Source organism: Pseudomonas medicaginis (assembly GCF_965119365.1).
Lineage (GTDB): Bacteria > Pseudomonadota > Gammaproteobacteria > Pseudomonadales > Pseudomonadaceae > Aquipseudomonas.
This window is the reverse complement of record NZ_OZ221631.1, coordinates 6,065,628-6,090,701: the sequence shown is the minus strand read 5'-3', so window position 1 is coordinate 6,090,701 and position 25,074 is coordinate 6,065,628. Positions and strand designations below refer to the sequence as shown.

20 protein-coding genes are annotated in these 25,074 nt (G+C 60.9%); 6 read left to right on the top strand and 14 right to left on the bottom strand.

Annotated features, from left to right (window positions below; all coding sequences use genetic code 11):
• Positions 1-8: 8 nt before the first annotated feature.
• The 10 genes from ACMTA2_RS26775 to yaaA all read right to left on the bottom strand — a co-directional run bounded on the left by ACMTA2_RS26775 (position 9) and on the right by yaaA (position 14,712).
• The gene (locus ACMTA2_RS26775; RefSeq protein WP_413792498.1) at positions 9-1,574 is read right to left on the bottom strand and encodes an MBOAT family O-acyltransferase; all 1,566 of its coding nucleotides are present in this window, start codon (positions 1,572-1,574) and stop codon (positions 9-11) included.
• A 208-nt stretch (positions 1,575-1,782) separates the two neighbouring features.
• Positions 1,783-2,916 carry a mannuronate-specific alginate lyase gene (locus ACMTA2_RS26770; protein WP_413792497.1) on the bottom strand — a complete coding sequence of 378 codons (1,134 nt, stop codon included), beginning with the start codon at positions 2,914-2,916 and terminating at the stop codon, positions 1,783-1,785.
• A gap of 11 nt (positions 2,917-2,927) precedes the next feature.
• A complete protein-coding gene (locus ACMTA2_RS26765; RefSeq protein WP_413792496.1) occupies positions 2,928-4,379 on the bottom strand; it encodes an alginate O-acetyltransferase in 1,452 nt (483 codons plus the stop codon).
• 11 nt (positions 4,380-4,390) lie between these two features.
• Positions 4,391-5,980: a mannuronan 5-epimerase AlgG gene (algG, locus tag ACMTA2_RS26760; RefSeq protein ID WP_413792495.1), complete on the bottom strand. Its 1,590-nt coding sequence runs from the start codon at positions 5,978-5,980 to the stop codon at positions 4,391-4,393.
• A 26-nt stretch (positions 5,981-6,006) separates the two neighbouring features.
• Positions 6,007-7,491 (bottom strand): alginate export family protein, encoded by a 1,485-nt coding sequence (locus tag ACMTA2_RS26755; RefSeq protein WP_413795727.1) that lies wholly within the window; start codon positions 7,489-7,491, stop codon positions 6,007-6,009.
• 5 nt (positions 7,492-7,496) lie between these two features.
• A complete protein-coding gene (gene algK, locus ACMTA2_RS26750) occupies positions 7,497-9,008 on the bottom strand; it encodes an alginate biosynthesis TPR repeat lipoprotein AlgK (protein ID WP_413792494.1) in 1,512 nt (503 codons plus the stop codon).
• A gap of 9 nt (positions 9,009-9,017) precedes the next feature.
• Positions 9,018-10,187 (bottom strand): PilZ domain-containing protein, encoded by a 1,170-nt coding sequence (locus tag ACMTA2_RS26745; protein WP_413792493.1) that lies wholly within the window; start codon positions 10,185-10,187, stop codon positions 9,018-9,020.
• Between the two features lie 36 nt (positions 10,188-10,223).
• Entirely contained in the window at positions 10,224-11,705 is a 1,482-nt protein-coding gene (gene alg8 / locus ACMTA2_RS26740; RefSeq protein ID WP_413792492.1) for a mannuronan synthase, read from the bottom strand.
• A gap of 100 nt (positions 11,706-11,805) precedes the next feature.
• Positions 11,806-13,122 (bottom strand): nucleotide sugar dehydrogenase, encoded by a 1,317-nt coding sequence (locus tag ACMTA2_RS26735; RefSeq protein WP_413792491.1) that lies wholly within the window; start codon positions 13,120-13,122, stop codon positions 11,806-11,808.
• Positions 13,123-13,932: 810 nt separating this feature from the next.
• Positions 13,933-14,712, bottom strand: coding sequence for a peroxide stress protein YaaA (yaaA, locus tag ACMTA2_RS26730; RefSeq protein WP_413792490.1), 780 nt, complete (start codon positions 14,710-14,712; stop codon positions 13,933-13,935).
• 325 nt (positions 14,713-15,037) lie between these two features.
• Here yaaA and ACMTA2_RS26725 point away from each other — a divergent pair, with 325 nt between their 5' ends.
• The 6 genes from ACMTA2_RS26725 (at position 15,038) to ACMTA2_RS26700 (ending at position 20,352) form a co-directional block, all read left to right on the top strand.
• On the top strand, positions 15,038-16,168 hold the full coding sequence (locus tag ACMTA2_RS26725) for a polysaccharide deacetylase family protein (protein WP_413792489.1): 1,131 nt from the start codon (positions 15,038-15,040) through the stop codon (positions 16,166-16,168).
• A 336-nt stretch (positions 16,169-16,504) separates the two neighbouring features.
• Positions 16,505-17,899 carry a PhoH family protein gene (locus ACMTA2_RS26720; protein WP_072408927.1) on the top strand — a complete coding sequence of 465 codons (1,395 nt, stop codon included), beginning with the start codon at positions 16,505-16,507 and terminating at the stop codon, positions 17,897-17,899.
• Between the two features lie 254 nt (positions 17,900-18,153).
• Positions 18,154-18,627, top strand: a complete 474-nt coding sequence (moaC, locus tag ACMTA2_RS26715) for a cyclic pyranopterin monophosphate synthase MoaC (RefSeq protein ID WP_413792488.1) — start codon at positions 18,154-18,156, stop codon at positions 18,625-18,627.
• Positions 18,624-18,866, top strand: a complete 243-nt coding sequence (locus tag ACMTA2_RS26710; RefSeq protein ID WP_413792487.1) for a MoaD/ThiS family protein — start codon at positions 18,624-18,626, stop codon at positions 18,864-18,866. Before moaC ends, ACMTA2_RS26710 begins: the two co-directional genes overlap by 4 nt.
• Before the next feature lie 3 nt (positions 18,867-18,869).
• On the top strand, positions 18,870-19,322 hold the full coding sequence (gene moaE, locus ACMTA2_RS26705; protein ID WP_413792486.1) for a molybdopterin synthase catalytic subunit MoaE: 453 nt from the start codon (positions 18,870-18,872) through the stop codon (positions 19,320-19,322).
• Between the two features lie 253 nt (positions 19,323-19,575).
• Positions 19,576-20,352 carry an ABC transporter substrate-binding protein gene (locus tag ACMTA2_RS26700; RefSeq protein WP_413792485.1) on the top strand — a complete coding sequence of 259 codons (777 nt, stop codon included), beginning with the start codon at positions 19,576-19,578 and terminating at the stop codon, positions 20,350-20,352.
• A 106-nt stretch (positions 20,353-20,458) separates the two neighbouring features.
• Here the strand turns inward: ACMTA2_RS26700 and ACMTA2_RS26695 are convergent, their stop codons facing one another.
• From ACMTA2_RS26695 to rhlB, 4 genes are all read right to left on the bottom strand, one after another.
• On the bottom strand, positions 20,459-21,085 hold the full coding sequence (locus tag ACMTA2_RS26695) for a helix-turn-helix transcriptional regulator (RefSeq protein ID WP_413792484.1): 627 nt from the start codon (positions 21,083-21,085) through the stop codon (positions 20,459-20,461).
• 88 nt (positions 21,086-21,173) lie between these two features.
• A complete protein-coding gene (locus ACMTA2_RS26690; protein ID WP_413792483.1) occupies positions 21,174-22,301 on the bottom strand; it encodes an NAD(P)/FAD-dependent oxidoreductase in 1,128 nt (375 codons plus the stop codon).
• Positions 22,302-22,446: 145 nt separating this feature from the next.
• Positions 22,447-23,394 (bottom strand): ornithine cyclodeaminase family protein, encoded by a 948-nt coding sequence (locus tag ACMTA2_RS26685; RefSeq protein WP_413792482.1) that lies wholly within the window; start codon positions 23,392-23,394, stop codon positions 22,447-22,449.
• Between the two features lie 124 nt (positions 23,395-23,518).
• A complete protein-coding gene (gene rhlB, locus ACMTA2_RS26680) occupies positions 23,519-24,982 on the bottom strand; it encodes an ATP-dependent RNA helicase RhlB (protein ID WP_413792481.1) in 1,464 nt (487 codons plus the stop codon).
• Positions 24,983-25,074: the final 92 nt, after the last annotated feature.

Sequence of the window (25,074 nt, the reverse complement as noted above, 5' to 3'; positions counted from 1 at the left end):
CAGATCCCTCAGAACTGGAAGTAAAGGAACGGCGAGAAGCTTTGCGCCGAGAGTTTGAGAATCGAGGCGATGAACAGCAGCAGCACCAGGGCGCGCATCACGTAGCGCGACCAGTCCACGGTCCAGTAGGCCGGTTGCACCTGGGCTTCGACGCCGACGGTGTAGCCCGGCTCGTGGATCGTCGCTGGGTTGTCACCCGGCACGGCCTTGATCATCCCCGGTTGCGCGGTGGCCGGACCGTTGGCTTCGGTGTTGACCTCAGGCTTGGCCTTGACCGGCGGACGGTTGGTGTAGAAGTCCCGCAGGCCGAAGAAGGCGAGGGTGAGGTAGGCCACCACCAGCGTGGCGATCTGCAGACCGGTGAGGTTGGCGCGGGTCAGTTCCGACAGCGACCAGTCGCCGAAGCTGAACATGGCGCTGTACATGCGACCGGCCACATGCAGGTTTTCGGCACGGAAGATCACCCAGCCCATCACCACCAGCAGGAAGGTCAGCGCCCAGCGGATCGGGTTGATGCTGCGCGGCGTGGTATTGATACCCACGGCTTTTTCGATGGCCAGCCACATGCCGTGCCAGGCACCCCAGATCACGTAGGTGATGTTCGCGCCGTGCCACAGGCCACCGAGCAGCATGGTCAGGAACAGGTTGCGATAGGTCATCAGCGTGCCTTTGCGGTTACCGCCCAGGGTGATGTAGAGGTAGTCACGCAGCCAGGTCGACAGGCTGATGTGCCAGCGGCGCCAGAACTCGGTGATCGACTGGCTGATGTAGGGCTGCTTGAAGTTTTCCATGAAGCGGAAACCCATCATCAGACCCAGGCCGATGGCCATGTCGCTGTAGCCGGAAAAGTCGAAGTACAGCTGCGCGGTGTAGGCCAGGGCACCAAGCCAGGCATCGCCCGTGGTCGGGTTCTGCAAGGCGAAGCAATGGTCGGCCACCACCGCCAGAGTGTCGGCGATGAACACTTTCTTGATGAAGCCCTGCATGAAGCGCGTGCAGCCTTCGGAGAACTTGTCCAGCGTGTGGGTGCGGTTGTTGAACTGGTCGGCCAGGTCGCGGAAACGCAACACGGGGCCGGCGATCAAGTGCGGGAAAATGGCCACGAACGCTGCGAAGTCGATCAGGTTGCGAGTCGCCGGCGTGTCACCGCGATAGACGTCGATGATGTAGCTGATGGACTCGAAGATGTAGAACGAGATCCCGATCGGCAACAGCACGTGGGTCAGGATGAACGGGTTGAGACCGAAGCTGGTGATGATGGCGTTGAGGCTGTCCACGCCGAAGTTGGCGTATTTGAAATAGCCCAGGATGGCCAAGTCCACGCCCACACCGAGCAACAGCCAGCGCTGGGCCGGTTTGGTGCGTACACCGGCGGCGCCAACTTTCAGGCCGATCCAGTAGTTCCACAGGGTCACGCCGGCGAACAGCGCGAGGAAGTCCACCCGCCACCAGGCATAAAACACGTAGCTGGCGATCAGCAGCAGCAGGTTGCGATAGCGTTGCCCGCTCAAGTAGTACAAGCCGAGAAAGATCGGCAGGAACAGGAACAGGAACACGTTGGATGAAAATACCATCCCGATCTCTCCATGTTGAATCAACAGTCAAGGGCCAGAGCCCCCCCAAACCCCCCCATGAAAACCGGGAGGTTGATTACATCCGAAACAGACCACATTCCCCTGTGGGAGCGAGCTTGCTCGCGATGAGGGCGCATCAGTCGACATCATTGGTGAATGTCAGATCGCTATCGCGAGCAAGCTCGCTCCCACAGGGTTTCGAGTGTGTCTACGAACCTTTGCCTTTCTCGTTGGCCGGGTCGTACACCCGGGTCAAGTCCCCGCCGAGGCGGAAGGTCTTGAACGGTTGCATTTCATGCTTGCGTTCCAGCACATCCTCGGAGCAGGTGTAGAGGCTGCAGAACGGTTCGAGCCAGGCGAATTTCGAGTCGACCTTCAGGTCTTTCATGTCCTGCTCTTCGCCGTTCTTCTCTTCGAAGATCTCCGGGTCTTTCACCCCGGCCAGTACCCGGTCACCCAGTCGCTTGAGGGCACCGTTGTTTTCCTGGCGCAGGTCCACACCGTTGACCTGGGCGAAGCTGGCGATCATCGCCAGTGGCGGCAGGGCGTAGTTGTGGTAGGACAAGGCCCGTTGCTTGCGCTTGAGTTCGTTGGGCAGGAAACCGTCGGCATCGATCTGGTTGACGCCGACCTTGTATTCCTTGACGGCCCAGTCGAACAGGTCGCGACGGTTGGTTGCCACGGACGTGGCCATCACCGACCAGGCGGCCCAGTAGGAATGGTTGTTGGTCTTGTCCAGCGGCAGGTTGTCCCAGTCGCTGACCACCTGGTCGGCCATCCGGCTGAACCAGCCTTCGATCAGTTGCGCCTGCTCCGGGTGATTGGCCAGTGGGCGGGACTCGGAGAACTTCAGGCGCACATAGGCCGAAGCCATGCTGCCCAGCGCCCATTTGCGCATGGACTTGCCGGTGTGGTTGAAGTCCTTGGACATCAGCGCATCGGCCTGGGCCCAGGCGGTCAGCCAGTTCAGTGTGCATTCCAGTTGCTCGGGCCGGCCGTCACGCATGAACTGCATGACTTGCTTGCTGACGCCACGCTCGATCCTGGTGATGTCGGCCGTGCTGTCGCGGAAGGCTTTTTCCGATTTCACGTTCAACGTCGCGCGGGCCTTGTCGGAGCCCTCGTACTTGCTGCGAAATTGCAGGGCACCGGTGTAGGGCGTCGGCGTGGCGTCGCAACCTTTGGCCGCGTCGCCGGCCTTGACCTTCTCGATCGGGGCGAAATAACCCTGGGGCGGGCGCAGCGGGGCCGCCGCCTGCGTGGCCCCGGCAAACATCGCCAGGGTCAGCAGGGAGGGCGCCAGCAGCGTTTTCAACGTTCGGGTGCGCGTGGTACTGGTCATGAGACGAGACCTCATTGTCCGATTTGAGCCGTCTGTTGCCCGGCTTGCGGAGATGCGTTGCGTTTGCAGACTTTCGCTTCGATTTGCAGCGGTTCTTTACCGGCTTCAGGGCCTTGGACTTCAACGGCTAGCAGGTTCTGAGAAGCCCAGTCCTCGTCGGTGCGCAATTGGAAGGCGAAACGTCCGTCGGTGTCGGAGGTATCCGGTTTTTCGATCTTGATATCCTCGTGGCGCCCATTCATGTACCAGAGGGTGGCTTGCAAGGTTTTCACCGAGGTGTCGGCGAAGCGGATGTCGACCTGGTGACTGCCATTACGCAGATCCATGTTCTTGCTGTTGACCATCAGTTCGTTCTTGCCCGGCTTGAGCGCGGTCTTGCTGCTCATCTGTGCCGGCTTGCCTTCGCAACCGTTGTTGTCCAGCAGCGCCATCATCTGGCGGTAGATGGTTTCCTGGTCCAGGCGATACAGCGGCGAGAATTCCCAGATGAGAATCTTCGGCGGATTCTTCTGGAAATCTTCGCTGCCCAGGTACTGGATCATCGCGCCTTCCAGGCCACCGCCAGGGAAGGCGACGTTGAGGATATCGGCGCCGATGGCTTCCTGCAGGAAACCGGCGAAGTTGTAGTTCTTGCCGCTGTGACTGGTGCCCACGAGGGTGATCTGCGGGTTGCCGGAATCGCCGAACAGGTCGCCGTCGCCGGCCTCGCCCTTGGGTTCGGTGGTGAACTGGTCCATGTACTGGATCGCATAGCTGGTGCCGCACAGCTGCCCGGCCATGTTGTGCAGGGTGCCGGTCTTGCCCATGCGGCCGGACTTCTTGGTCTCGAACTCACGCTTGGGAATGTCGGCGAAGGCGGGGATCTGCTTGACCTTCTCGGCGACGATCTTGGCCGTGCGCTGGGCGCCATATGGCGTCCAGTGCTGGTCGCCGCGGAAGTAGAAATCGTGGGCCGGCAGGGTATCCGGCAGGTTCTCGTTGGTCAGCGGCGACAGGTCCGGCACTACATAGCCCATCTGGGCGAAACGGCCGAGCATGGATTTGTAGTTGGTCAGGGCTTTCTCAAAGTCGAAAGCGGCCTTTTCCTGTGGGTTGAGTTTGTTGCGGTTCACCAGGCCCCGGGTCGGTTGGTAGACGAGCACCAGCTCGACGCCTTTTGCCTTGAACGCATCGTGCAACTGCTGCATGCGCTTGTAGCCGGCCGGGGTGGTGTTGAATTCGGTACGCAGGTCTTCCTGGGTCCGGAACAGCCAGTCGCCCTGGGCCTGCACCAGCGTGGTGAAGTTCTGCTGGTAGCGCGTGGTGTAGTTCTTCGCGTCGTGGGCCGCCGGGCACAGGTTGCAGCACGGTTCGGCGGTGAAGCTCGGGGCCTTGATGTCATCGGCGCGCGCGCCGCTTGCCGCGGCGAGAATGCCGGCCGTCAGGGCGGACAGGCCCAGGAGTTTGATCATCTGTGGGTTCATAAAGGTCATCCTCAGTCCCGCAATTCGGTCTGGCGTTCGACAGGGTCGATCAGCACGGCTTTCTGCTGGCGCACCAGCAGGTCGAGAATTTCATCCTGGCGCTCGCCGAGGATTCCCGAAAAGCTGATGCCACTGGATTTGGTCGGCGCGAGCATGGACACGCGGTACAGCTCAACACTCAATGGCGAATCGATGGACAACGGGCCACTGCCATTGGCTGCCAATTCCCCCCCTACCACGATCAGCGAGACCTGGGCGTCGAACGGGTCGAGCTTGATGTCCCGGTCGGTGTCGGACAGGTCCTTGATGTGGCCGTAGAGACCGGTCAGGCCATTGGCCATGGACACGTTTTCGTAGAGGCGGATGTTCACGCTGTTACGAATCCGGATGCCGTGGCGGCGGTTGCTGATCACTTTGTTGCCCCACAGCAGGTTGTCACCACTCTCGTACAGCGTGATGCCGTCGGTGTGGTTCTTGTAGATCTCGTTGTAGGCGATCAGGTTGTTGACGCTGTTACGGTCGATCACCAGGCCCGAGAGTTTGTTGTCGTAGCTGCGGTTGTTGAAAATGAAGCTGTCGTTGACCTCACGGGAAATAATGATCCCGTGCTTCTTCTTGGTCCCGTAGACGGTGTTGTCGGCAATGATCAGCCGATGGGAACGGTCGTGGGGGTCGATGCCGTAGACGATGTTGTCTTTGTAGGTATTGCCCTTGACCACGAAGTCGTTGGTTTCGTAGCAGTAGAAGCCGTACCACATGTCCGAGAACTCGGAACCGATGATCCAGCCAGTCGGTTCCGGGCGCTTGAGGACCTTGGCCATGTTCGGCGTGTACTGGGAAATACTCACCCCGTACGACTTACTGTTGGCGTAGCCAAAGCTCGCCATCTTGGTATTGACGATGTAGGTCTCGGTGCCGCCCCAGGCCAGCAGGAATGGACGGAATTCCTTGGCCGAACGGAACGTGGCGGGGCCGTTTTCCTTTTCGCGCCAGCCGGTGACCTTGGTGTCGCGGATGAACATCCGGCCATCGTTGATCAGGAACGAGCCGCCCTCCTGGGACAGGCGCAATTCCTGGGTCTGCTTGTCGATTTCCAGGATGCCTTTCTGGCCGACCACGATCGGAATCTTCGCCAGGTACACACCGGGTGAGGTTTCGATGACGTACTTGGGGACTTTCCTGGCCAGGTCCTTGAGGTTCATGTAGCCGTCGTCAAGGAAGACGGCCTGAGGGATGCCGTGCTGGCGCACCACCCACTCGGCCATCTTGTTGTCGCCGCCGATGAAGTCCTTCAAGGCGTTTTCCTGCATCATCCGGCGCACGCTGATCTTGCCGGGCTTGCTGCGCACGATCTTGGCCGCGACCGCTTCGGCCGTATAGCCTTTGAGGTCGGGCAGGGTCGGCGTGGCCAGCTCCAGCGGTGCGGTCGGCGCGCTGCTGACGGTGTAGGTCTTGGCTCGTTGCAGTTCCTTGACCACGTTGCCCGGCTTGACCACCGGTTCAACGTTGGCGAACGCCGGCGAGCCGGCCAGCAGCATCGCTGCGACCAACAGGCTGATCGAACCTTTCATCGCCTGGCTGTTCCTGAGGTAGCGGTTCATATCGGGCACTCCCATGGCCATTCGCATCAGAAGCGCCAGATCACGTCGACAAAGGCGCGATGCATGTACGAATCGACCTCTTTGCCGTAGGCGTCGCCTGGCTTGAACACGCCGCCACGAAAGCGCACCAGCGCCGACGGCTCATCGATGGACTGGCTCAGCGCGGCCGGCAACAGCCCTTGCTTGAAGTACTTGGTGACGACCAGGTCGACTTCCTGGCCCAGGTCCTTGTCGCCGTCACGCAGCGGCAGGGTCGAGGTGGACAGGATGGCGCCGGTCACGTCGTCGGTAGTGTTTTGCACGGCGTTGATGCCGTTGCTGCCCACCGGCTTGTTGCCGTCCACGCGCCAGAACTTGTGGTACACAAGGCTGGCGTCGTATTCGTCACGCAACTGCCAGGAACCGAACAGGCTGGCGCTCTGGGTGTTGGCCATTTCGCCACGGAACGCTTCGCCGAAGCGGTGGACCCGCGAGCGGGTGCCGGTGAAGTTCGAGCGGTTGCTTTGCAGGCCGTTCTGTTCGTAGTCCTCGCTGGCGCGGGCATAGGCCGCACCGACTTGCCATTGCGGGTCCAGACGAAGGCGGATACCCAGGTCAGTGGCCCAGCCGTCCACGTCATCGCTGCGCTTGGCTTGCGCAGGGCGGGTGCCGTCGGCGTTGAGCGGGTTGACGGTGTCGCGGTCACCGGTCATGCCGGTAAGGCTGGCCCAGTAATTGACGGTGTTGGTGTTGCGCCAGTTGTAGGCGTCACTGTTGGCTTCCAGGCCCAGCCAGGTCAGGTCACCGTTTTCGGTCTTGTCCAGGGTGTCGGTGGCTTCGCCCGGGGTCGGGTAATCGAGGCTGCCATTGTCATGGGAGTGGTGGGCACGGATACCGGCCCATTGGCCTGGCATCCACTGGTAGCCCACGTCGCCATAGACGTGCAGGCGGTCCTTGTCCTTGGGGGACAGTTCCTTGAGGTCGGTGCGGTACTCACTGAAGCGTTCGGCCACGCCGAGGTTGGCCCGCAACAAGGTGGTGTCGAAGGTCCAGTTCAGGGCTTCGATGTTGGTATCGCGCCATTGGCCGTCGTCATTGCGCAGGCGCTGGCGACCGAACTTCAACTGCTCGCCCGGGTAGGGGGTCAGGCCGCTGTAGCCGATCCAGAATTCGCGCATGGCCAGGTAGCTTTTCTTGGCTTCGCGGTCACCGCTGTCGGTTTGCTGGGTGGTGCCATCGGATTGCTGCAGGGTGTCGGTCTCGATGATGTCGCTGGACGTCACGGCCTGGGCCATGGCGTAGGCACTCCAGGCGCCGCTTTCGCCGTAGACCCAGGGACGCAGGTCCAGGCCGACACCGTTGACGTCGCCACCGCTCTGGGTGCCGAGGTCACGGTCGTCTTCGGATTGGCCGGTGATCTTCACTTCCAGGCCGAAGTTCTGGGTGTCGGTCAGGGCCGCCAGGGTCGGGCTGGACCACAACAGGGCAAACGACAGGCCAATACCAGCCTGTACAAAAGGATTGAGCTTCAAAAGCTTCATAGAGGTTCCTCGCCGTCATCTTCTTTCAGGGCTTGCAGTTCCAGCGTATCGGGGCTCATGGCACCGCGAATGGCCCGCTCTTGCTGTAGCAGGCGTTGCGCTTGTGCAAGTTGCTGCGGCGGTAATTGCGCTTCGAGGGTTTGGGCAAGCTCGTTGGCTTGCGGGGTGTTCTGTACCTTGGCCAACTGGCTGAACACATAAGCGTTGACCGGGTTGGGCTTGGTGCCCTTGCCTTGGGAGAACAGCTGGGCAATGGCGAAGTCGGCGCTGTTCTGGCCGTTGCGGGCTGCCTTGAGCAGGTGGTCCAGGGCTTTTTGCGAGTACACCTGGCCCAGGTAACCGCGGCGGTAGATCTGGCCGAGGTAGTAGTCGGCGGCCACTTCGCGGCCAACGGCTTTCTGGAAATGCGCCTCGGCGACCTTGGCATCGGCCGGGACCCATTTGCCTTCGTAGTACAGCTTGCCCAGCAACAGCTCGGCACGAGGCTGGTCGGCGGCGCGGCCGTTTTCCAGGTACTGCATCATCTTGTCGACGTCACCCAGTTCCGGGAAGTCGTAGAGCAATTGCGCCAGGCTGACCCAGGCAGCGGGGTAGCCAGGGGCGATGCCTTCGAGCAACGACTGCGCGGTCTTTTCGTCGGTCTTGCCCAGGCTGGCATCGGCCAGGACACGGGCAACGCTGTCCACGCGCTGGGCGGATACGACGCCACGGGCGTGGCCGTCCTGCATCTGCTTGAGCAACTCGGCTTGCTGTTCCGGCTGGCCGCGTTTCTGATAGACCGTGGCCAGTTCGACATAGCAGATGTCGGTGGTCGCCAGCGCGGCCTTGCAGACCCTCTCGACTTCGTCCAGGTGCTGGTCGTAGGTGCCCTGGGTGCGATAGAGCAGGATCTGCGCCAGGCCCGCTTCCGGGTAGCCGGCGCTGCGCCATTGGCTGATCTGTTGCTGGGCATTGACGTTCGGGAAGCTGTGGGGGTATTGCAGGTACAACATCGCCAGCGGGATCAGGGTGTTGCCTTCACCGTTGGCGAAGGCTTTCTTCAACAGGCCTTCGGCTTCGTGTTTTTCCGCTTCGGTGGAGCCGGGCTTGGCCACCAGCAGGCGACCCAGGCGAGCCTGGGCCCGTGGCGAGATATCGGCCGCGGCGCGGTAAGTCGCCTCGGCTTTTTTCATCTGCTCCGGATCACGGCTGTCTACCTGGATGTCGGCCAGGCCCACCTGGGCTTCGCTGTAGCCCAGGTCAGCCAGTTGCTGGTAGTTCTGCTGCGCCAGCGCCGTGTCGCCGCGCTTGAGCGCTTCATTGGCCAGGCGCTGGTCGGGCAGGCCGGCGCAGCCACTAAGACTGACTGCCAGCGTCAAAGCACACAATGCATAACCTGTGTGGGAGCGAGCTTGCTCGCGATGCAGGCCGCTCGGTGTACCAGACAGATCGCGTCGATCCCATCGCGAGCAAGCTCGCTCCCACAGGGAATGCAGCGCATTGTTGTTTTGTGGAGTGGTCACGGGCATATCCTCGACTTAAATACCGACGGCCATGGCTTTATCGATCAGCCAGTTCAGGTTCGGGCCACGGTCGCTGGTGACTTCTACCGGACGGCCGGCCAGCGCGCTGTCCAGGGGCTCGTCAGGTTGGATCAGCACACGGATATCGGAGGACAGGTCGGCACTTTTCAGGCTGGTGCTGCTGACGATCTTGCCGGTGCGGGTGGTGTCTTCACCGGCGACCTGGAAGTTGACCGGGGTGCCTGGGCGCACATCGCCGAACTGGCGATAGGAGAAACGCGCTTCGACGTTGGCTTCGGTGCCCCGAGGGACCAGTTGGAAAATCACGTCGCCCTTGCTGGCGTACTGGCCGTTGGCGACCAGTTGCTGGGCCACGATGCAGTCGCACGGGGAGGTCAGGGTGCCGGTCATCTGCTTGCCGAACAGCTCCTCGACCTTGGACGGCTGCAACTGGTTATCGTCCAGGTGACCCTTGAGCACGTCGAGCATGCTAGTGCTGAAGGTCGCCAGCGGGGCGCCCTTGGCGGCCACGCCGTCGGCCTTGACCAGGCTCTGCACGGTGCCGTCGCGCGGCATGGTGATGGCCATGCCCGGTACGTTCACCAGGCCCGCCTGGGCGTGGCTGACGAAGTACATGCCATACACCGACTTGAAGATGAAACCGAACGCCGCCAGGCCAACGACGAAGACCCCCAGGCTGAACGTCACGGCGCGCAGGCGACCGAACGCGCTCATGCCGCCGCTTTCGTCTTTCTGCTTGCGTGCCTTGGTGAAGTTGTCGCGTTGCAACGTCGCCAGCACATCGCCGACACCGACGATGTCACCGGCCAGGTGCGAGGTGATGATGTGACGCAGCGTGGCGATGTCCCGCGGCTCCAGGTTCTGGAACTGGCAACCGGTGCGGCCGGTCTGGCGGTCGAAGGAACGGATCTGCAATTCAACGTCCATGGCCAGGCCAAGGTTGTCGATGACGAACTGCAGGCGAGCCTTGTAGGTTTCGCCGACCTTGAGCGGCATCTGGCCGGCGTTGAAGCACAGGCCGCCAGCGGACAGGTCCAGGACCTTGACTTCCATTGGGGTCCGGTCGGGGCCGAAGAACCGCAGCTTGGCCGGGATTTTCACTCGGGCGTGCTGACGCTGGGCTTCGGATTCATGCACTACGTTGACATTCACGGCGGTGTTCATAGGGGGCGATTTCCTAGTTAATTCATTCAAGTCCGGTCAGACCATCGTCAGCAGCACGGCGACAAAAATGCTGCCGGCGGAGAAGGTCATGGTCCGAGACGACCAAGTGTTGAACCAACGTTGAAAGCTGGCGAGATCACGGGTCAGTGAGGTGGGCTGGCGGGTCCAGGATTGCTGGTCGAGGCGGAAGAACACGTAGATCTTCACCAGGGCACCGACGATCTGGTTGTAATAGAGGATCGCCGGGTAGGCAGGGCCGATCCGGTGGCCGGAGCACGACAGCAGCAGGGTCAGCAGCAACCGGGTGATGCCGATCCACAGCAGGTACACCAGGATGAACGCGGTGCCGTACTTGAAGCTGGCGATGATTGCCACGGTCAGGCCCAGCAGCGAGGTCCACATCGACACTCGCTGGTCGAACAGCACCACCGAGGTGAACAGGCCCAGGCGGCGCAGGCCCAGGCCCAGGGCCCGGGAGTTCTGCCGCAGGTTGTTGCCGTACCAGCGGAACATCAGCTTGCGGCTGGCCTTGATGAAGCTCTTTTCCGGCGGATGCTCGACGGTATTGATCGCTGCATCGGGCACGTAGAAGGTGTCGTAGCCCAGACGCATCAGGCTGAACCAGCTCGACTTGTCGTCACCGGTCAGGAACTTGAAGCGGCCCAGACGCCAGTGTTGCAGCGAGTCGCTTTCCACGTCGGCGATGAAGTCCGGGTTGGTGACCACGGTGGCGCGGAATACCGACATGCGCCCGGTCATGGTCAGCACGCGCTTGGACAGGGCCATGGAGCACATGTTGATGTGACGCTGGGCGAAACGCAGTTTGTGCCACTCGGCCATGACGTAGCCGCCGCGCACTTCGCAGAACTCGTTGGTGGTCAGGCCGCCGACATTGCCGAACAGCTGGAACCACGGCACGGTCTTGCGCACGACGCCTTCGGCGAGCACGGTGTCGCCATCGATCACGGCGACCACCGCGCGATCATCCGGCAGGTGGCGGGAGATGGCGCGGAAACCGTAGGCCAGGCCGTCACGCTTGCCGGTGCCCGGGATGCGCACGAAGTCCAGCTTGACCCGCTCAGGCGGGTTCATGCGGGCCCAGAGGCTCTTGACCAGCAGTTCGTCGGACATTTCCACGATGGAGCAGACCACGGTGGTGGGCAGCCCGCATTCGATGGCCTCGCGAATCACCGAACCGTACACCTGGGCAGTGGTCAGCGCGTCGATCCGGAAGCTGGTGACCATCAGGTACACGTGGGACGGATCCGCCGCCTTGCCCAACTTGCGGACCTTGCGGCGCAGGTGTGGGTAGACGATGTACAGGAAGATCATGCCGCGCACGAAATGCGTTGCTCCCATGGAGTAACGCCAGATGCCCACGGCGCCGATCAGGAAGATGAAATCCTTGGATTCGGAGTCGAACGTGGACGTGGGCAGCGCCATGGCGATGCCCATCAATAAACTCAAGTAAAACAGCCAACCGGCGGCCTGAAGCAGGCCGTGCTTTAGCCTGTGCATAATCTGCATCCGTCTCTATCTCGGGCGGGCCTTGTGGGCGGCCCGATGGGTTAAGGCAGGCGAAAGGCCGGCCGGGGCATGCCCCGGCCGGCAAACAGACTTACCAGCAGATGCCTTCGGTCCGGCCACTCGGGTTGGTGGCCTTGGACATGAAGCCGACCAGGTCGATGACCTGCTTGCCTTCCGGTACGTTTTCGGTCAGCGCGCGGAACTTCTCGTCGCGGTTGCCCAGGATGATGATGTCGGAGCTGTCGATGACCGAGTCGAAGTCGGCGTTGAGCAAGGACGAGACGTGAGGAATCTTCGACTCGATGTAATCCTTGTTCGCACCGTGGACGCGGGCGTATTCGACGTTGCTGTCGTAGATCTTCAGGTCGAAACCCTTGCCGATCAGCATTTCCGCCAGTTCCACCAACGGGCTTTCACGCAGGTCGTCGGTGCCGGCCTTGAAGCTCAGGCCCAGCAGGGCGACTTTGCGCTTGTCGTGGCTGGAGACGATGTCGAAGGCGTTCTGCACCTGGGATTCGTTGCTGCGCATCAGCGAGTTGAGCAGCGGCGCTTCCACGTCCAGGGAACTGGCGCGGTAGGTCAGGGCACGAACGTCCTTGGGCAGGCAGGAACCGCCGAAAGCGAAGCCTGGGCGCATGTAGTACTGGGACAGGTTCAGGGTCTTGTCCTGGCAGACCACGTCCATCACTTCACGACCATCGACGCCGACGGCCTTGGCGATGTTGCCGATCTCGTTGGCGAAGGTCACCTTGGTGGCGTGCCACACGTTGCAGGTGTACTTGATCATCTCGGCGACGGCGATGTCCTTGCGGATGATCGGTGCGTCGAGCTCTTCGTACAGCGACTGCAGAACGTCACCGGAGGCGGTGTCGAACTCACCGATCACGGTCATCGGCGGCTGGTCGTAGTCTTTGATCGCGGTGCTTTCGCGCAGGAACTCAGGGTTGACTGCGACACCGAAATCGACGCCAGCCTTCTTGCCGGAACAGTCTTCCAGGATCGGGATGACAACGTTTGCCACGGTGCCCGGCAATACGGTGCTGCGCACTACGATGGTGTGGCGGGTAGTCTTGTCACGCAGGACAAAACCGATCTCGCGGCACACGGCCTCGATGTAGTTCAGCTCCAGGTCGCCGTTCTTTTTGCTCGGTGTACCGACGCAAATCATCGACAAGTCTGTATCGCGGATGGCTTCGGCGAAGTTGGTAGTACCGCGCAGTCGACCTGTTTGAATGCCTTGCGCCAATAGCTCGCCGAGACCCGGTTCAACGATTGGCGATTTGCCCGCGTTGATCATGTCGATTTTGTCTTTGGCGACATCTACGCCAACTACGTCATGGCCCCGTGCAGACAGGCAACCGGCACATACTGCACCGACGTAACCCAAACCAAATATGCTAATGCGCATCGCATTTCCCTCTGTTTTTCACGCCATTAAATGGCCGGAGTTAATAGTGTTCAGCGGTCATAGTGCACTCGGAAGTGTGGAATGCAGGCGCCACAATGCCGTGTGCAGGCATACTAAGTTCCGAGTGTCTAAATAAATGCACTCAAGTTGTGCGCAATGTGGCCTAGTTGTTATGACCTGCCCTGTTATGCAGCCAGTCCTCGTTGTCGGGAACGCTCGTGCAAAGGTCCTTCACTTCCGACTCCTGGCAAAAAGCCCACAAAATCAGAAGCTTGTGTGCTCGGGTGAGCACGTTATAGGGGCGCAGCCTTGGCCTTTTTGGGGATAGTAATGGTGCGTTATCTCCCATCCTTTAAGGGTGGATCTAAATAGGCGACCGTTTCGCTAAGTTGTCGTGACAACTTGGTTAATCCGTTCGACGTCCTGTGTAAGTTATCTCCTACAGATCTGCGAAGAATCGTTACGGGTGGTATGAGCCGTGTGATTTCACATAGTTCCGATCCGCTCATCGCGATTTTCGAAATTTTTCGAAATATTATCGAAGATGGCACTGCTTTCAATATGATGGCACTTGCCGTTTTGACCTTTAGTAATGGGGAGTTAAGAAGGTGAGATATTTTTGTGCCACTATCGAAGAAAAAAATCGGTGCCACTACGCAAAAAACTGACGAGTGTCGAGTGAAAGAAAAGTTAGCGGGGGAGTGGGGCGATTTATTGGCGCCATGAAACTGGCGAAACAGGTGAGGAACTAAGATGACCGACAGGGGCTTGATTGAAGCCCCTGATCGGAGGGCAATATGAGGTGATGCCTTATTCGGGGGCGTGATCGCGCAGGAATACCAATTTGTCCCGGCTCGATTGTTCTGGGTTGAAGCGATAGCCCTGCACGTCGAATTGGCTAAGTGCCGCAGGGTCATTGATCCGTTCTTCAATCACGAAACGACTCATCAGGCCCCGGGCTTTCTTGGCGTAGAAGCTGATGATTTTATACTGGCCGTTTTTCAGGTCGCGGAATTCGGTATCGATGACGCGCGCTTTCAGTGCGCTGCGCTTGACCGCCGAGAAGTATTCGTTGGACGCCAGGTTCAGCAGCAGGTCGTCGCCCTGGTCGGCCAGGGCTTCGTTCAGCCATTCGCTGATGCGCGTGCCCCAGAAGGCATACAGGTCCTTGCCCCGGGCATTGGCCAGCTTTGTGCCCATCTCCAGGCGATAGGGTTGCATCAGGTCCAGTGGCCTTAGCAGGCCATAGAGGCCGGAGAGCATGCGCAAGTGTTGCTGGGCGTAGTCGAAATCGGCTTCGCCCAGGCTTTGCGCATCGAGGCCGGTGTAGACGTCGCCCTTGAAAGCCAGCAGTGCCTGCTTGGCGTTGGCCGGGGTGAACGCTGGTGTCCAGCTGCCGAACCGCGCGGCATTGAGGCCACCGATCTTGTCGGAAACGTGCATCAGCTCGCTGATCTGTGCCGGCGAGAAGTCGCGCAGTTGTTCAATCAGTTCCTGGGAATGATCCAGGTACTGCGGCTGGGTAAAGCGCGCGGTGGCCGGCGGTGTTTCGTAGTCGAGGGTCTTGGCGGGGGAAATCACCATCAGCATGAAATCGTCTCCTTGAGGGTGCGGCGATTCTAGGGGGTTGTCCGGGTGGACTCCAGCTATTGGGGTAATAGGTGATGGGTGGCGAGGTGCCGATTTTGTGGCGTGCTCATGTGGCGAGGGGATTTATCCCCGCTGGGCTGCGCAGCAGCCCCAAGGCTGACGGCTCGGTCATGAGGTTGATTGCAATCCTTTGATCGGGGGCTGCTTCGCAGCCCAACGGGGATAAATCCCCTCGCCACAAAAGCGCCTCTCTTCGCACCTCCCACAATGCGCTCACCAGGATCGGCTATGATGCCGCGCGGGTTTCGTTATGGAGACATCCCTTTTGCGTATCGCTCTTCTGTTATCGGCCTGGCTGTTGAGCCTGGGTGCCATTGCCGCGCCCGCGCCCAATGACGTCGCGACCCTGGACCGCAGCACCTGGCCGGAACAACTCACCAGCCCGACGCTGTTCGACGTGGCCTCGCGGGCCGAGATCCTGATGTTCGCCCGGGGGTTGCTGGACGTCGACGCCATGGACGAGATCGCGCTCAAGCAGTACCTGGGGTTGCGCACAGTCAATATGGCCGCGGTCGACGCACTTCGCGCCAGGCTGTGGCAACGATTGCTGGACAACTACAACGTTGCCCAGCGCAGTTGCGATCAGGATGCGTCCTTCTGTTACCTGGTCGAAGACATGGCAACCCTGCGCGAAGAGGCCCGCAGGTTCCACCTCGACGACGATTCCTACTACATCAAATGGGCCGCGCCGAGCCAGATCTTTCATAGCCAATACCGCGATGAACTGCTGCGTAAGGCCGCGCTTTTTCCGCAAACCAGCAGTGAGATCGCCCGTTTCGGCGATTACGAGCGCAATGGGGAGGCGATGAACGACCGCCTGTTCCTGCTGACCTTCGACAGCGCCGCCAACGTCGTGCCGGACAATACCCCGTGGCTGACTGACTATCTGCGCAAGGCGAACCTGAACGGTACCTTCTTCGTACTGGGCAAGGACATCCAGTCGCGGTTGGAAGAACGCTCGGCCAACGGCCTCCAGACCTTGTACGCGGGACAGTGCGTGGGGGTACAGGGCTGGGAGTTCCGTTCCCACAGCCATTGGCAGGACTGGCAAGACTCGATCCGACGCAGTGCCGAACTGGTCAAGGGCAAGTTGCCCGAGAATTACGTGCCGCTGTTCCGCCCGCCCCAAGGTCAGCGTCGTGGGGATGCCGAAGGGTTTTTCCGACAGCAGGGTCTGCAAGTGGCGCTGTGGGACATCGACCCCCAGGACAGCGGCAATCGGCTCAAGCCTGAGCAAAGCGCCCAGCGTGTGCTGACCCTGATGCTGTTGTGGCGTCACGGGGTGATCAATTTCAACGCCAAGCAGGACGGCGTGAAAACCGCGATACCCTGGCTCATGGCGCAGACGGCGCAGAGCGGGATCGGTTGGGCGGACTGTCAGGAGGCGTTTCGCTGAAACCGGAAAAGGCCCGGAAACATTGGGGAAGGAGGAAAAATCGGCGCGTATTCACGACAACCGGACTTCCGACTTTAACGGCGCAATGGCGGTACGCCAAGGGTTATTCGTCACTCTGAAAAATAAACTTCAAAAAAGCGTCAAAGTGCTTTTTCCTGTCATGGTTTTTGGGGTATCAAGAAGTCAGACCGCCGAAACCTGCAACACAGGTGGCGTCTTCCAAGACCCAGATTGTGTGCAGTTCACCTGAATCCTCGCGGGTGAATCCGGTGGCTACCTCGAGGCGCAGCACTGTCACGGTATTGCGTCGAATGGCCCCCACATAGGTGACCGAGTATGGATGACCACGGACGTAGCCCTTCCTCCAACCAGCCAATCCTCTATGTACTCGATACCAACGTATTGATCCACGATCCAAACGCGCTCCTGAACTTCGAAGAACACCACGTTGCCATCCCGATGACCGTGCTTGAGGAGCTGGACAAGCTCAAGAGCGGACACCACAGCGTGGCGGCCGAATGCCGGCAGGCGATCCGCCTGATCGACAAGACCCTGGGTGATGCCTCGCCGGAAGACGTAGAGCTTGGCGTGCCGATCCAGCGCGGCAAAAGTGGTCCCAAGGGCCTGCTCTCGATCCTGATGAGCAAGCGCACCGAACCCAACCTGGTGCTGCCCGAACACCTGAACGACAACATCATCATCAACCAATTGATCGACCTGCACGCGCGCAACAAGGACCAAGCCGTGGTGCTGGTGACCAAAGACATCAACATGCGCCTCAAGGCCCGCGCCTGCGGGATCGCGGCGGAGGACTACAGCACCGACCAACTGGTCGACGACGTTTCGCTGCTGCCCAATGGCTACCACACCATGACCGGCTCCTTCTGGGACCGCGTGAGCAAGGTCGAGACCCGCCAGGACCATGGCCGCACCTGGCACCAGGTGCAACTGATCGACAACCTGCCGGCGGTGCACATCAACGAATTCATCATCGACGAACAAGGCTTCGTCGGCTGGATCAAGGAAATCCAGGTCGACAAACTGCTGATCCTCGATTTGCACCAGGAACCTTTGCTGCACCAGGAAGCCTGGGGCCTCAAGCCCCGTGACATCTACCAGAGCCTGGCCCTGTTCGCCTTGCTCGATCCGGATATCCACCTGGTCAACCTGTCCGGCGCCGCCGGTTCCGGCAAGACCATCCTGGCCCTGGCTGCTGCCATCGAGCAGACCATGGTCAGCAAACGCTACCGGCGCATCATCGCCACCCGCAGCGTGCAGGGCCTGGACCAGGAGATCGGTTTCCTGCCGGGCACCGAGGCGGAGAAAATGGAGCCTTGGCTGGGGGCCATCACCGACAACCTCGAAGCCTTGCACATGGATGACGAGAGCACCCATGGCAGCGTCGACTACATCCTCAGCAAAGTGCCGTTGCAGTTCAAATCCCTCAACTATATTCGCGGGCGCAGTTTCCAGCAGAGCCTGATCCTGATCGACGAATGCCAGAACCTGACCCCGCACCAGATGAAAACCATCATCACCCGTGCCGGTGCCGGTTCCAAAGTGGTGTGCCTGGGTAACCTGGCGCAGATCGACACTCCTTACCTGTCCGCGACCAGCTCCGGGCTGACCTACCTGACCGAACGCTTCAAGGACTTCCCCAACGGGGTCCACATCACCCTGCAGGGCGTACCGCGCTCGATCCTGGCCGAATACGCCGAATCCCACCTGTAACCCAACCGGGCGGCGCTCAAGCCGCCCGGTTTTTTATGGCTGTACAAAAATCCCCTGTGGGAGCGAGCTTGCTCGCGATGACGGTGTATCAGATAAAAAATAAGTGTCTGATCCACCGCCATCGCGAGCAAGCTCGCTCCCACAAGAGGTTCGCAGTGCCTTCCGAATCCAAGACGCAAATGCCTGCGACAATCAGCCCTGCCGGAATCTGACCCACGGGTTTACAATCGACATTCCCGATCAGGAGTAACCCTGTGCTGACTCATCTCGATTCCCAAGGTCGCGCCAATATGGTCGACGTGACCGATAAGGCCGTGACATTCCGTGAGGCCACGGCCGAGGCCTTTGTGCGCATGCTGCCCGACACGCTGCAGATGATCGTCAGCGGCGGTCACCCCAAGGGCGATGTGTTCGCCGTCGCACGCATTGCCGGCATCCAGGCGGCCAAGAAAACCAGTGACTTGATTCCGCTCTGCCACCCGCTGCTGCTCACCAGCGTCAAGGTCGAGCTCAAGGCCGAAGGCGAGGACCGGGTGCGCATCGTCGCCCGCTGCAAGCTATCGGGCCAGACCGGCGTGGAGATGGAGGCCCTCACCGCCGCCAGCGTCGCCGCGCTGACCCTCTACGACATGTGCAAGGCCGTCGACCGGGGTATGACCATCGAAGGCGTGCGGGTGCTGGAAAAACTCGGCGGCAAGAGCGGCCACTTCCAGGCGGATGCGTCATGAAAATCAACGTGAAGTTCTTTGCCCGTTACCGTGAAGCGCTTGGTGTGGACTCGGTAAAGGTGGAAGGCGATTTCGCCACGGTCGACGATGTGCGCGCATTGCTCGCCCAACGTGACGGCGCCCAGGTGCTGAAAGAGCAGAACCTGATGTGCGCGCGTAACGAAGACCTGTGCCTGCTCGACGAACCCCTGGCGGACGGCGACGAAGTGGCGTTTTTCCCCACCGTGACCGGAGGCTGAGCCATGGCGATTCGTGTGCAGGTCGAACCGTTCGACGCAGGGGGCGAAGTCAACGCGATGCATGCGGCCAATGTCGGCGTGGGGGCGGTGGTGAGTTTTGTCGGCTACGTGCGTGACTTCAATGACGGCCTCGATGTGTCCGGGATGTTCCTGGAGCATTACCCGGGCATGACCGAAAAAGCCCTGGGCAAGATCGCCGCCGAGGCCGAGCAGCGCTGGCCGCTGCTCAAGCTGGAGGTGCTGCACCGTATCGGCGCCCTGGAACCGGGCGAGCCGATTGTCTTCGTCGCGGCCGCCAGTGCCCATCGCCAGGCGGCGTTCGACGCCTGCGCCTTTGTCATGGACTACCTCAAGACCCGCGCACCGTTCTGGAAAAAGGAAAACACCGTCGACGGCCCGCGCTGGGTTGAAGGGCGGGACAGTGATCATGCGGCGGCGGATCGCTGGAAGCAGTAAGCAATCTGTTGTTTTGTCGCAAGCCATAGGTCGCCATCGCGAGCAAGCTCGCTCCCACAGTGGATCTTCGTTGTACGCAGGTCCCTTGTGGGAGCGAGCTTGCTCGCGATGAGGCCGGCAGCCTCCCATCACTTTCCCCTGTTTCCCAATTGACGATGTGTACATTAAAGTCCAGTATGGATTTATAAGTACACATAAAGTCACTGCCCCACCTTTCTCTGCCAAACCAACAACAACCCGCGAGAGATCGATCATGAAGAAATTTCCCCTCATCACCGGCCTGGCTTTGAGCCTGCTGGCTTCCAGCAGCCTGTTCGCCGCAGAGAAAACCTTGCGCATCGGCATCGAGGCGGCTTATCCGCCGTTTGCTTCCAAGACCTCGGAAGGCAAGATCGAGGGGTTCGACTACGACATCGGCAATGCCCTTTGCGCGCAGATGCAGGTCAAGTGCGAGTGGATCGAGGGCGAGTTCGACGGGCTGATTCCGTCGCTCAAAGTGAAGAAGATCGACCTGGCGCTGTCGTCCATGACCATCACCGAAGAACGCAAGAAATCGGTGGATTTCACCCACAAGTATTACTTCACCTCATCGCGCCTGGTCATGAAGGAAGGGGCGGTGGTCGATGACCAGTACGCCAGCCTCAAGGGCAAGACCGTGGGCGTGCAGCGGGCTACCACCACTGACCGCTACGCCACTGAAGTCCTCGAGCCCAAGGGTGTGACCGTCAAGCGCTACAGCAACAACGAAGAAATCTACATGGACCTGGCGTCCGGTCGCCTGGATGCGATTTTCGCCGACACGATCCCCCTGGAAGACTTCCTGTCGATGCCCCGTGGCAAGGGCTATGCGTTTGTCGGGCCAGAGCTCAAGGACCCCAAATACGTTGGCGAAGGCGCGGGTATCGCGGTGCGCAAGGGCAATACACAACTGGTGGCGGACTTGAACAAGGCCATCGATGGGATTCGAGCCAGTGGCGAGTATCAGAAGATTCAGGGCAAGTATTTCAAGTCAGACATCTACGGCGACTGATTGACCGCCATCGCGAGCAAGCTCGCTCCCACAGGGGACCTGGGTACAAAGATCCAGTGTGGGAGCGAGCTTGCTCGCGAAGGCGGCAGGCCTGGCAAAGCAGATTTCAGCCCTTCAACTCCTTCAAATGCTTGTACACCGTCGCCCGTCCCATGTTCAGCACATTGGCCACATAGTTGGACGCGCTCTTGCCCTTGAACGCGCCTTCGGCATGCAGCGCCAGCACCAGCTCGCGTTTGTGGTCGCGGGTCAGCAGGTTCAGGCTCAATTGACGCTCGCGCATCCAGGCATGCAGGAAGGTGTTGATCCGCTCCTGCCAGTCATCGCGAAACAGTGAGTCCGGCTGGGGGATCAACTTGCTCGGCGAGAGGAACAGATCCAGCGCGGCCTTGGCGTTCTCGAACAGCGAAATATTCAGGTTGATGCACAGCACCGCCAGCGGATGTCCGTCGGCGTCACGCAGTACGCTGCTGAGGCTGCGAATCTTCTGTCCGTCCCAGTTCAGTTTTTCGTAGGGCCCGATGTTACGTTCGCTGACGTCCTCACTGAGCATGTCTTCCAGGGACGAGTCATCGCCAATCTCGCGCTTGGACAGGTTATTGGCGATGTAGTCGACTTTCTGGGTGCGCAGGTCGTGCAGCACCACTTCGGCGTGGGGATAGAACAGCGTGGCGATGGCGTCGGCGATGGTGCGGAAGTTTTCCAGCGCCGTATCGGGTGGCGAAGCGGTCATGACAGGGCTCCAGGCAGCGTCAGCGCCCCGTGGAACAGGGGCGCGGGGGAGTGTGCCGCAATCGTGGCGATGCGTCACCTCGGTGGGTTCATTCCAGGCGCTCGAGAGATAGCATGGCGCTGTTCAGGCCGAAACGAGACAGGGCCTCGGGCAGTGGTTCGCCACGCACCAGCGCCGCGCTGGCCTGGCCCATGGCCGGCGAGGTCTGGATGCCGTAACCGCCCTGGGCCGCGACCCAGAACAGCCCGGGCACTTGTGGGTCGAAACCGGACAGCAGATCACCGTCGGGCACGAAACTGCGCAACCCGGCCCAGGTGCGGGTCGGACGGCGGATGACCAGGGTGGTGGCTTCTTCGATCTGATAGATGCCCATGGCGATGTCCAGCTCTTCCGGCTGCACGTCGTGGGGTTCCACCGGATCGGCGTTGGCCGGCGAGCCAAGGAACATGCCGGCGTCGGGCTTCATATAGAAGGACTCGTCGAGGCTGACCAGCATCGGCCAGTCGTGGATATCCACACCTTCCGGCCCGGCGAAGATGAAGGCCGCGCGTCGCTTGGGTTGCAGCCCCAGTTTCCGGGCACCCGCCATTTCGGCGACTTGATCGGCCCAGGCGCCAGCGGCGTTGATCAGCACGGGGGCGGTAAAGGTCTGGTTGGCTGTCTTGACCTGCCAATGTCCCTGGTCGTCGCGGCTCAGGCCGAGGACTTCACTGTTGGTATGCACTTGACCGCCATGGCGGCGAATACCGCGCAAGTAGCCCTGGTGCAGCGCATCGGTATCGATGTCGCAGGCCGTGGGGTCATAGATCGCCCCGTGGACCTTGTCCCGTCGCAGGATCGGCAGCCGCACGCAGGCTTCATCGGCGCTGAGCAATTGCATCTGCGGCACCGTGGCCTTGGCGCTCAGGTACTGGTTGTTCAGTTCGGCCGGGTCGCCGGTGAAATCCACGGTCATCTCGCCCCGAGGCGTCAGCAAGGGATGTTCGCAAAATCCGCTCGGCGGGGCGTCGAAAAAGTCACGGCTGGCCTGAGTCAACGCCCGCACTTGCGGCGTGCCGTAGGCGGCGGTGTACAGCGCCGCCGAGCGTCCGGTGGAGTGGTAGGCCGGATGGGATTCGCGTTCGAGCACGATGACCCGGCCGTGGGGCGCCAGCCAGTAACCGGTGGACGCACCGGCAATGCCGCCGCCGATGATGATGAAATCTGCTTGTTTCATGAATTCTCCTGCGAAGAATGTGCCCGGGAACTCGAAGACCTCTGTGGGAGCGAGCTTGCTCGCGAAGGCGGCCTGACAGTCGATATTGAAGGTGACTGATCCACCGCCATCGCGAGCAAGCTCGCTCCCACAAGGGAATGGGGTGTCAGTTGTGAAGTCGATACAGGGCATTCGCCAACGCCACATCCTCCAGCCCCAGGCCGATGGAGCGGAAGAACACGTGGCGTTTGTAGTCGGGACGCGCCACGTGTTCGCTGAGCAATTCAGGCAAGTCGCCGACGATGCGCGATGCCTCCCAGCCGTGCTGTTCGCCGGCGATCAGCATTTCACCGGCCGAGCCCGGGGTGGTCTGACGATAGTCGCAGAACACGTCCATGTCGTTGAGGCGCTGGGGCGGTATTTCGTGGGCGCGTGGGGCGTTGGTGCTGATGGAAGTGATCAGCGCCGGTTTGCCCAAGGTCTGTGGGTCGAGCACGGCTTTGGCGGACGAAGTGCAGAGCATCACCACATCGGCGTCGTGCAGCGCGGCTTCGAGGGTGTCGGCAATTTGCAGGCGCGGGTCCAGGCCGGTGAGCGAGGCACGTTCTTGGGCCGACTTGGTCTTCAGGCCTGGCGAATAGAGGCTGATCGCTTGCCAGTCCCGCAGGCCCTTGACGTAGTGCACGTGCGCCCGGGCCACCGTGCCGCTGCCGATGACCGCCAGGCGCCGGGCGTTGTGCGGGGCGAGGGCATCGACGGCGACCGCGGTGGTAGCGGCGGTGCGGGCGGTAGTCAGTTCGGTGGCGTCGCACAGCAGCAGTGGGTGGCCGGTCTGCATCGACATCAGCAAGGTCCAGGCGGTCACCAATGGGCCTTGCTCCCCCACGATATAGGGCGAGGTCTTGACCCCATAAACCTGCTCTTGCGCCAGCACGCCCAGGTAGTTGATGAAGTCCCCGGCGCCTTGGGGAAACACGACCAGTTGCTGGGGCGGCTGCACCGCTTGCCCGGCCGCGAGATCAAGAAACAGCTGGCGCAGGATGTGCGGCACGTCGATTTGTCCGAGCAGTTCACGGGCTTGGACTTGGGTCATCACATAGGGCGTGCTGGACATGGAGGCTCCGGGGTGCTTTATAAACTAATTTGTCCATTATGGACTTTTAGTTTAATCGAGCAATATCCTGGGGCAAAAAAAAGCGCAGCCTGTCCTGGCTGCGCTTTCTTGCTCTGGGAGACGCTTAAGGGCGCTTGCGCTCGACCGGACGCAACAGGTGGGTCGGTGGCATCTCACAACTGATCTTGCGGCCCAGCAACGCTTCGATCGAGGGCAGTTGGTAGGAGTCATCTTCACCGGCGAAACTGATCGAAACCCCGGCGGCCCCGGCACGGCCGGTACGGCCGATACGGTGCACGTAGTCGTCCGGGACTTCCGGCAACGTGAAGTTGATCACATGGCTGATGCCGTCGATGTGGATACCACGACCGGCCACGTCGGTGGCAACCAGCACGCGGATTTTGCCCTCGCGGAAACCTTCGAGGGTCTTGATGCGTTTGTGTTGGGGCACGTCGCCCGACAGCTGGGCTGCGTTGACGCCATCGCGCACCAGGCGTTCTTCGATACGCCGCACTTCGTCCTTGCGGTTGGCGAACACCATCACCCGTTCCCAACCGTTGTCGTTGACCAGGTTGTAGAGCAGCTTGTACTTGTCGGCCCCGGCCACGGCGTAGATATGTTGCTCGACGTTTTCGCTGGCGACGTTCTCGGCTTCGATCTCGACGATGGCCGGGTCGGTGGTCCACTGTTTGGCCAGGTTCATCACGTCTTCGGTGAAGGTGGCGGAGAACAGCAAGGTCTGGCGTTCGTTTTTCGGTGGGGTCTGGCGAATGATCTGGCGCACTTGCGGGATGAAACCCATGTCGAGCATGCGGTCGGCTTCGTCCAGCACCATCACTTCGACCATGTCCAGGTGCACGTCGCCGCGCTGGTTGAAGTCCAGCAGGCGGCCCGGCGTGGCGACCAGGATGTCGCAGTGGCGGGCTTCGAGGTGCTTGAGCTGTTTGTCGAAATCCATGCCGCCCACGAACGTCATGACGTTCAGGCCGGTGTACTTGGTCAGGTCGGCGGCGTCCTTGGCGATCTGCACCACCAGCTCGCGGGTCGGCGCGATGATCAGCGCACGCGGTTCGCCCATGTAGCGTTCCTTGGGCGGCGGCGTCTGGAGCAATTGGGTGATGATGGAAATCAGGAACGCGGCGGTCTTGCCGGTGCCGGTCTGGGCGCGACCGATGGCGTCCTTGCCAGCGAGGGTATAGCCCAGCACTTGCGCCTGGATCGGCGTGCAATACGGGAACCCGAGGTCCTGGATGGCATGCATCAGTTCCGGGGCGAGCTTGAAGTCGTGGAAGCGCGTCTTGCCTTCCTGGGGGGCGACGACGAAGTCTTCGAGTTTCCAGGCGACGACCGGTGGTTTCGGTGCGCGTTCGCGGCGCGGCCTTGGGGCTTCGTTGCGGGGTTTCTCAGGCTCGGGTGCCGTAACAGGTTGGGCGACGGGTTCTTTGTTCGCCTGTGCAACAGGTGCAGCCCGGCGCGGTTGTTGCGCATCGGTACGGCTCGGGCCGTGGGTCGGCGCAGTGGGGCCAGGCGCGAGTTGCTCGGCCTCGCTTTTACCGAACATCTTCTTGAGTGCTTTGAGCACGGTCATCTCATCGATTGGTTAAGGAATGTACGCCGGCCAGTGTAATGCAAGAAACGGGCGCGGCGTAGTGTGATCGTCAAAGGACCGGCGTGGCGATT

Excerpts from the sequence above, each read along its gene's own strand:
- ACMTA2_RS26775 (WP_413792498.1), bottom strand. The coding sequence starts at position 1,574 with ATGGTATTTTCATCCAACGTGTTCCTGTTCCTGTTCCTGCCGATCTTT.
- ACMTA2_RS26770 (WP_413792497.1), bottom strand. The coding sequence starts at position 2,916 with ATGACCAGTACCACGCGCACCCGAACGTTGAAAACGCTGCTGGCGCCC.
- ACMTA2_RS26765 (WP_413792496.1), bottom strand. The coding sequence starts at position 4,379 with ATGAACCCACAGATGATCAAACTCCTGGGCCTGTCCGCCCTGACGGCC.
- algG (WP_413792495.1), bottom strand. The coding sequence starts at position 5,980 with ATGAACCGCTACCTCAGGAACAGCCAGGCGATGAAAGGTTCGATCAGC.
- algK (WP_413792494.1), bottom strand. The coding sequence starts at position 9,008 with ATGCCCGTGACCACTCCACAAAACAACAATGCGCTGCATTCCCTGTGG.
- ACMTA2_RS26745 (WP_413792493.1), bottom strand. The coding sequence starts at position 10,187 with ATGAACACCGCCGTGAATGTCAACGTAGTGCATGAATCCGAAGCCCAG.
- alg8 (WP_413792492.1), bottom strand. The coding sequence starts at position 11,705 with ATGCACAGGCTAAAGCACGGCCTGCTTCAGGCCGCCGGTTGGCTGTTT.
- ACMTA2_RS26735 (WP_413792491.1), bottom strand. The coding sequence starts at position 13,122 with ATGCGCATTAGCATATTTGGTTTGGGTTACGTCGGTGCAGTATGTGCC.
- yaaA (WP_413792490.1), bottom strand. The coding sequence starts at position 14,712 with ATGCTGATGGTGATTTCCCCCGCCAAGACCCTCGACTACGAAACACCG.
- ACMTA2_RS26720 (WP_072408927.1), top strand. The coding sequence starts at position 16,505 with ATGGATGACCACGGACGTAGCCCTTCCTCCAACCAGCCAATCCTCTAT.
- ACMTA2_RS26710 (WP_413792487.1), top strand. The coding sequence starts at position 18,624 with ATGAAAATCAACGTGAAGTTCTTTGCCCGTTACCGTGAAGCGCTTGGT.
- moaE (WP_413792486.1), top strand. The coding sequence starts at position 18,870 with ATGGCGATTCGTGTGCAGGTCGAACCGTTCGACGCAGGGGGCGAAGTC.
- ACMTA2_RS26700 (WP_413792485.1), top strand. The coding sequence starts at position 19,576 with ATGAAGAAATTTCCCCTCATCACCGGCCTGGCTTTGAGCCTGCTGGCT.
- ACMTA2_RS26695 (WP_413792484.1), bottom strand. The coding sequence starts at position 21,085 with ATGACCGCTTCGCCACCCGATACGGCGCTGGAAAACTTCCGCACCATC.
- ACMTA2_RS26690 (WP_413792483.1), bottom strand. The coding sequence starts at position 22,301 with ATGAAACAAGCAGATTTCATCATCATCGGCGGCGGCATTGCCGGTGCG.
- ACMTA2_RS26685 (WP_413792482.1), bottom strand. The coding sequence starts at position 23,394 with ATGTCCAGCACGCCCTATGTGATGACCCAAGTCCAAGCCCGTGAACTG.
- rhlB (WP_413792481.1), bottom strand. The coding sequence starts at position 24,982 with ATGACCGTGCTCAAAGCACTCAAGAAGATGTTCGGTAAAAGCGAGGCC.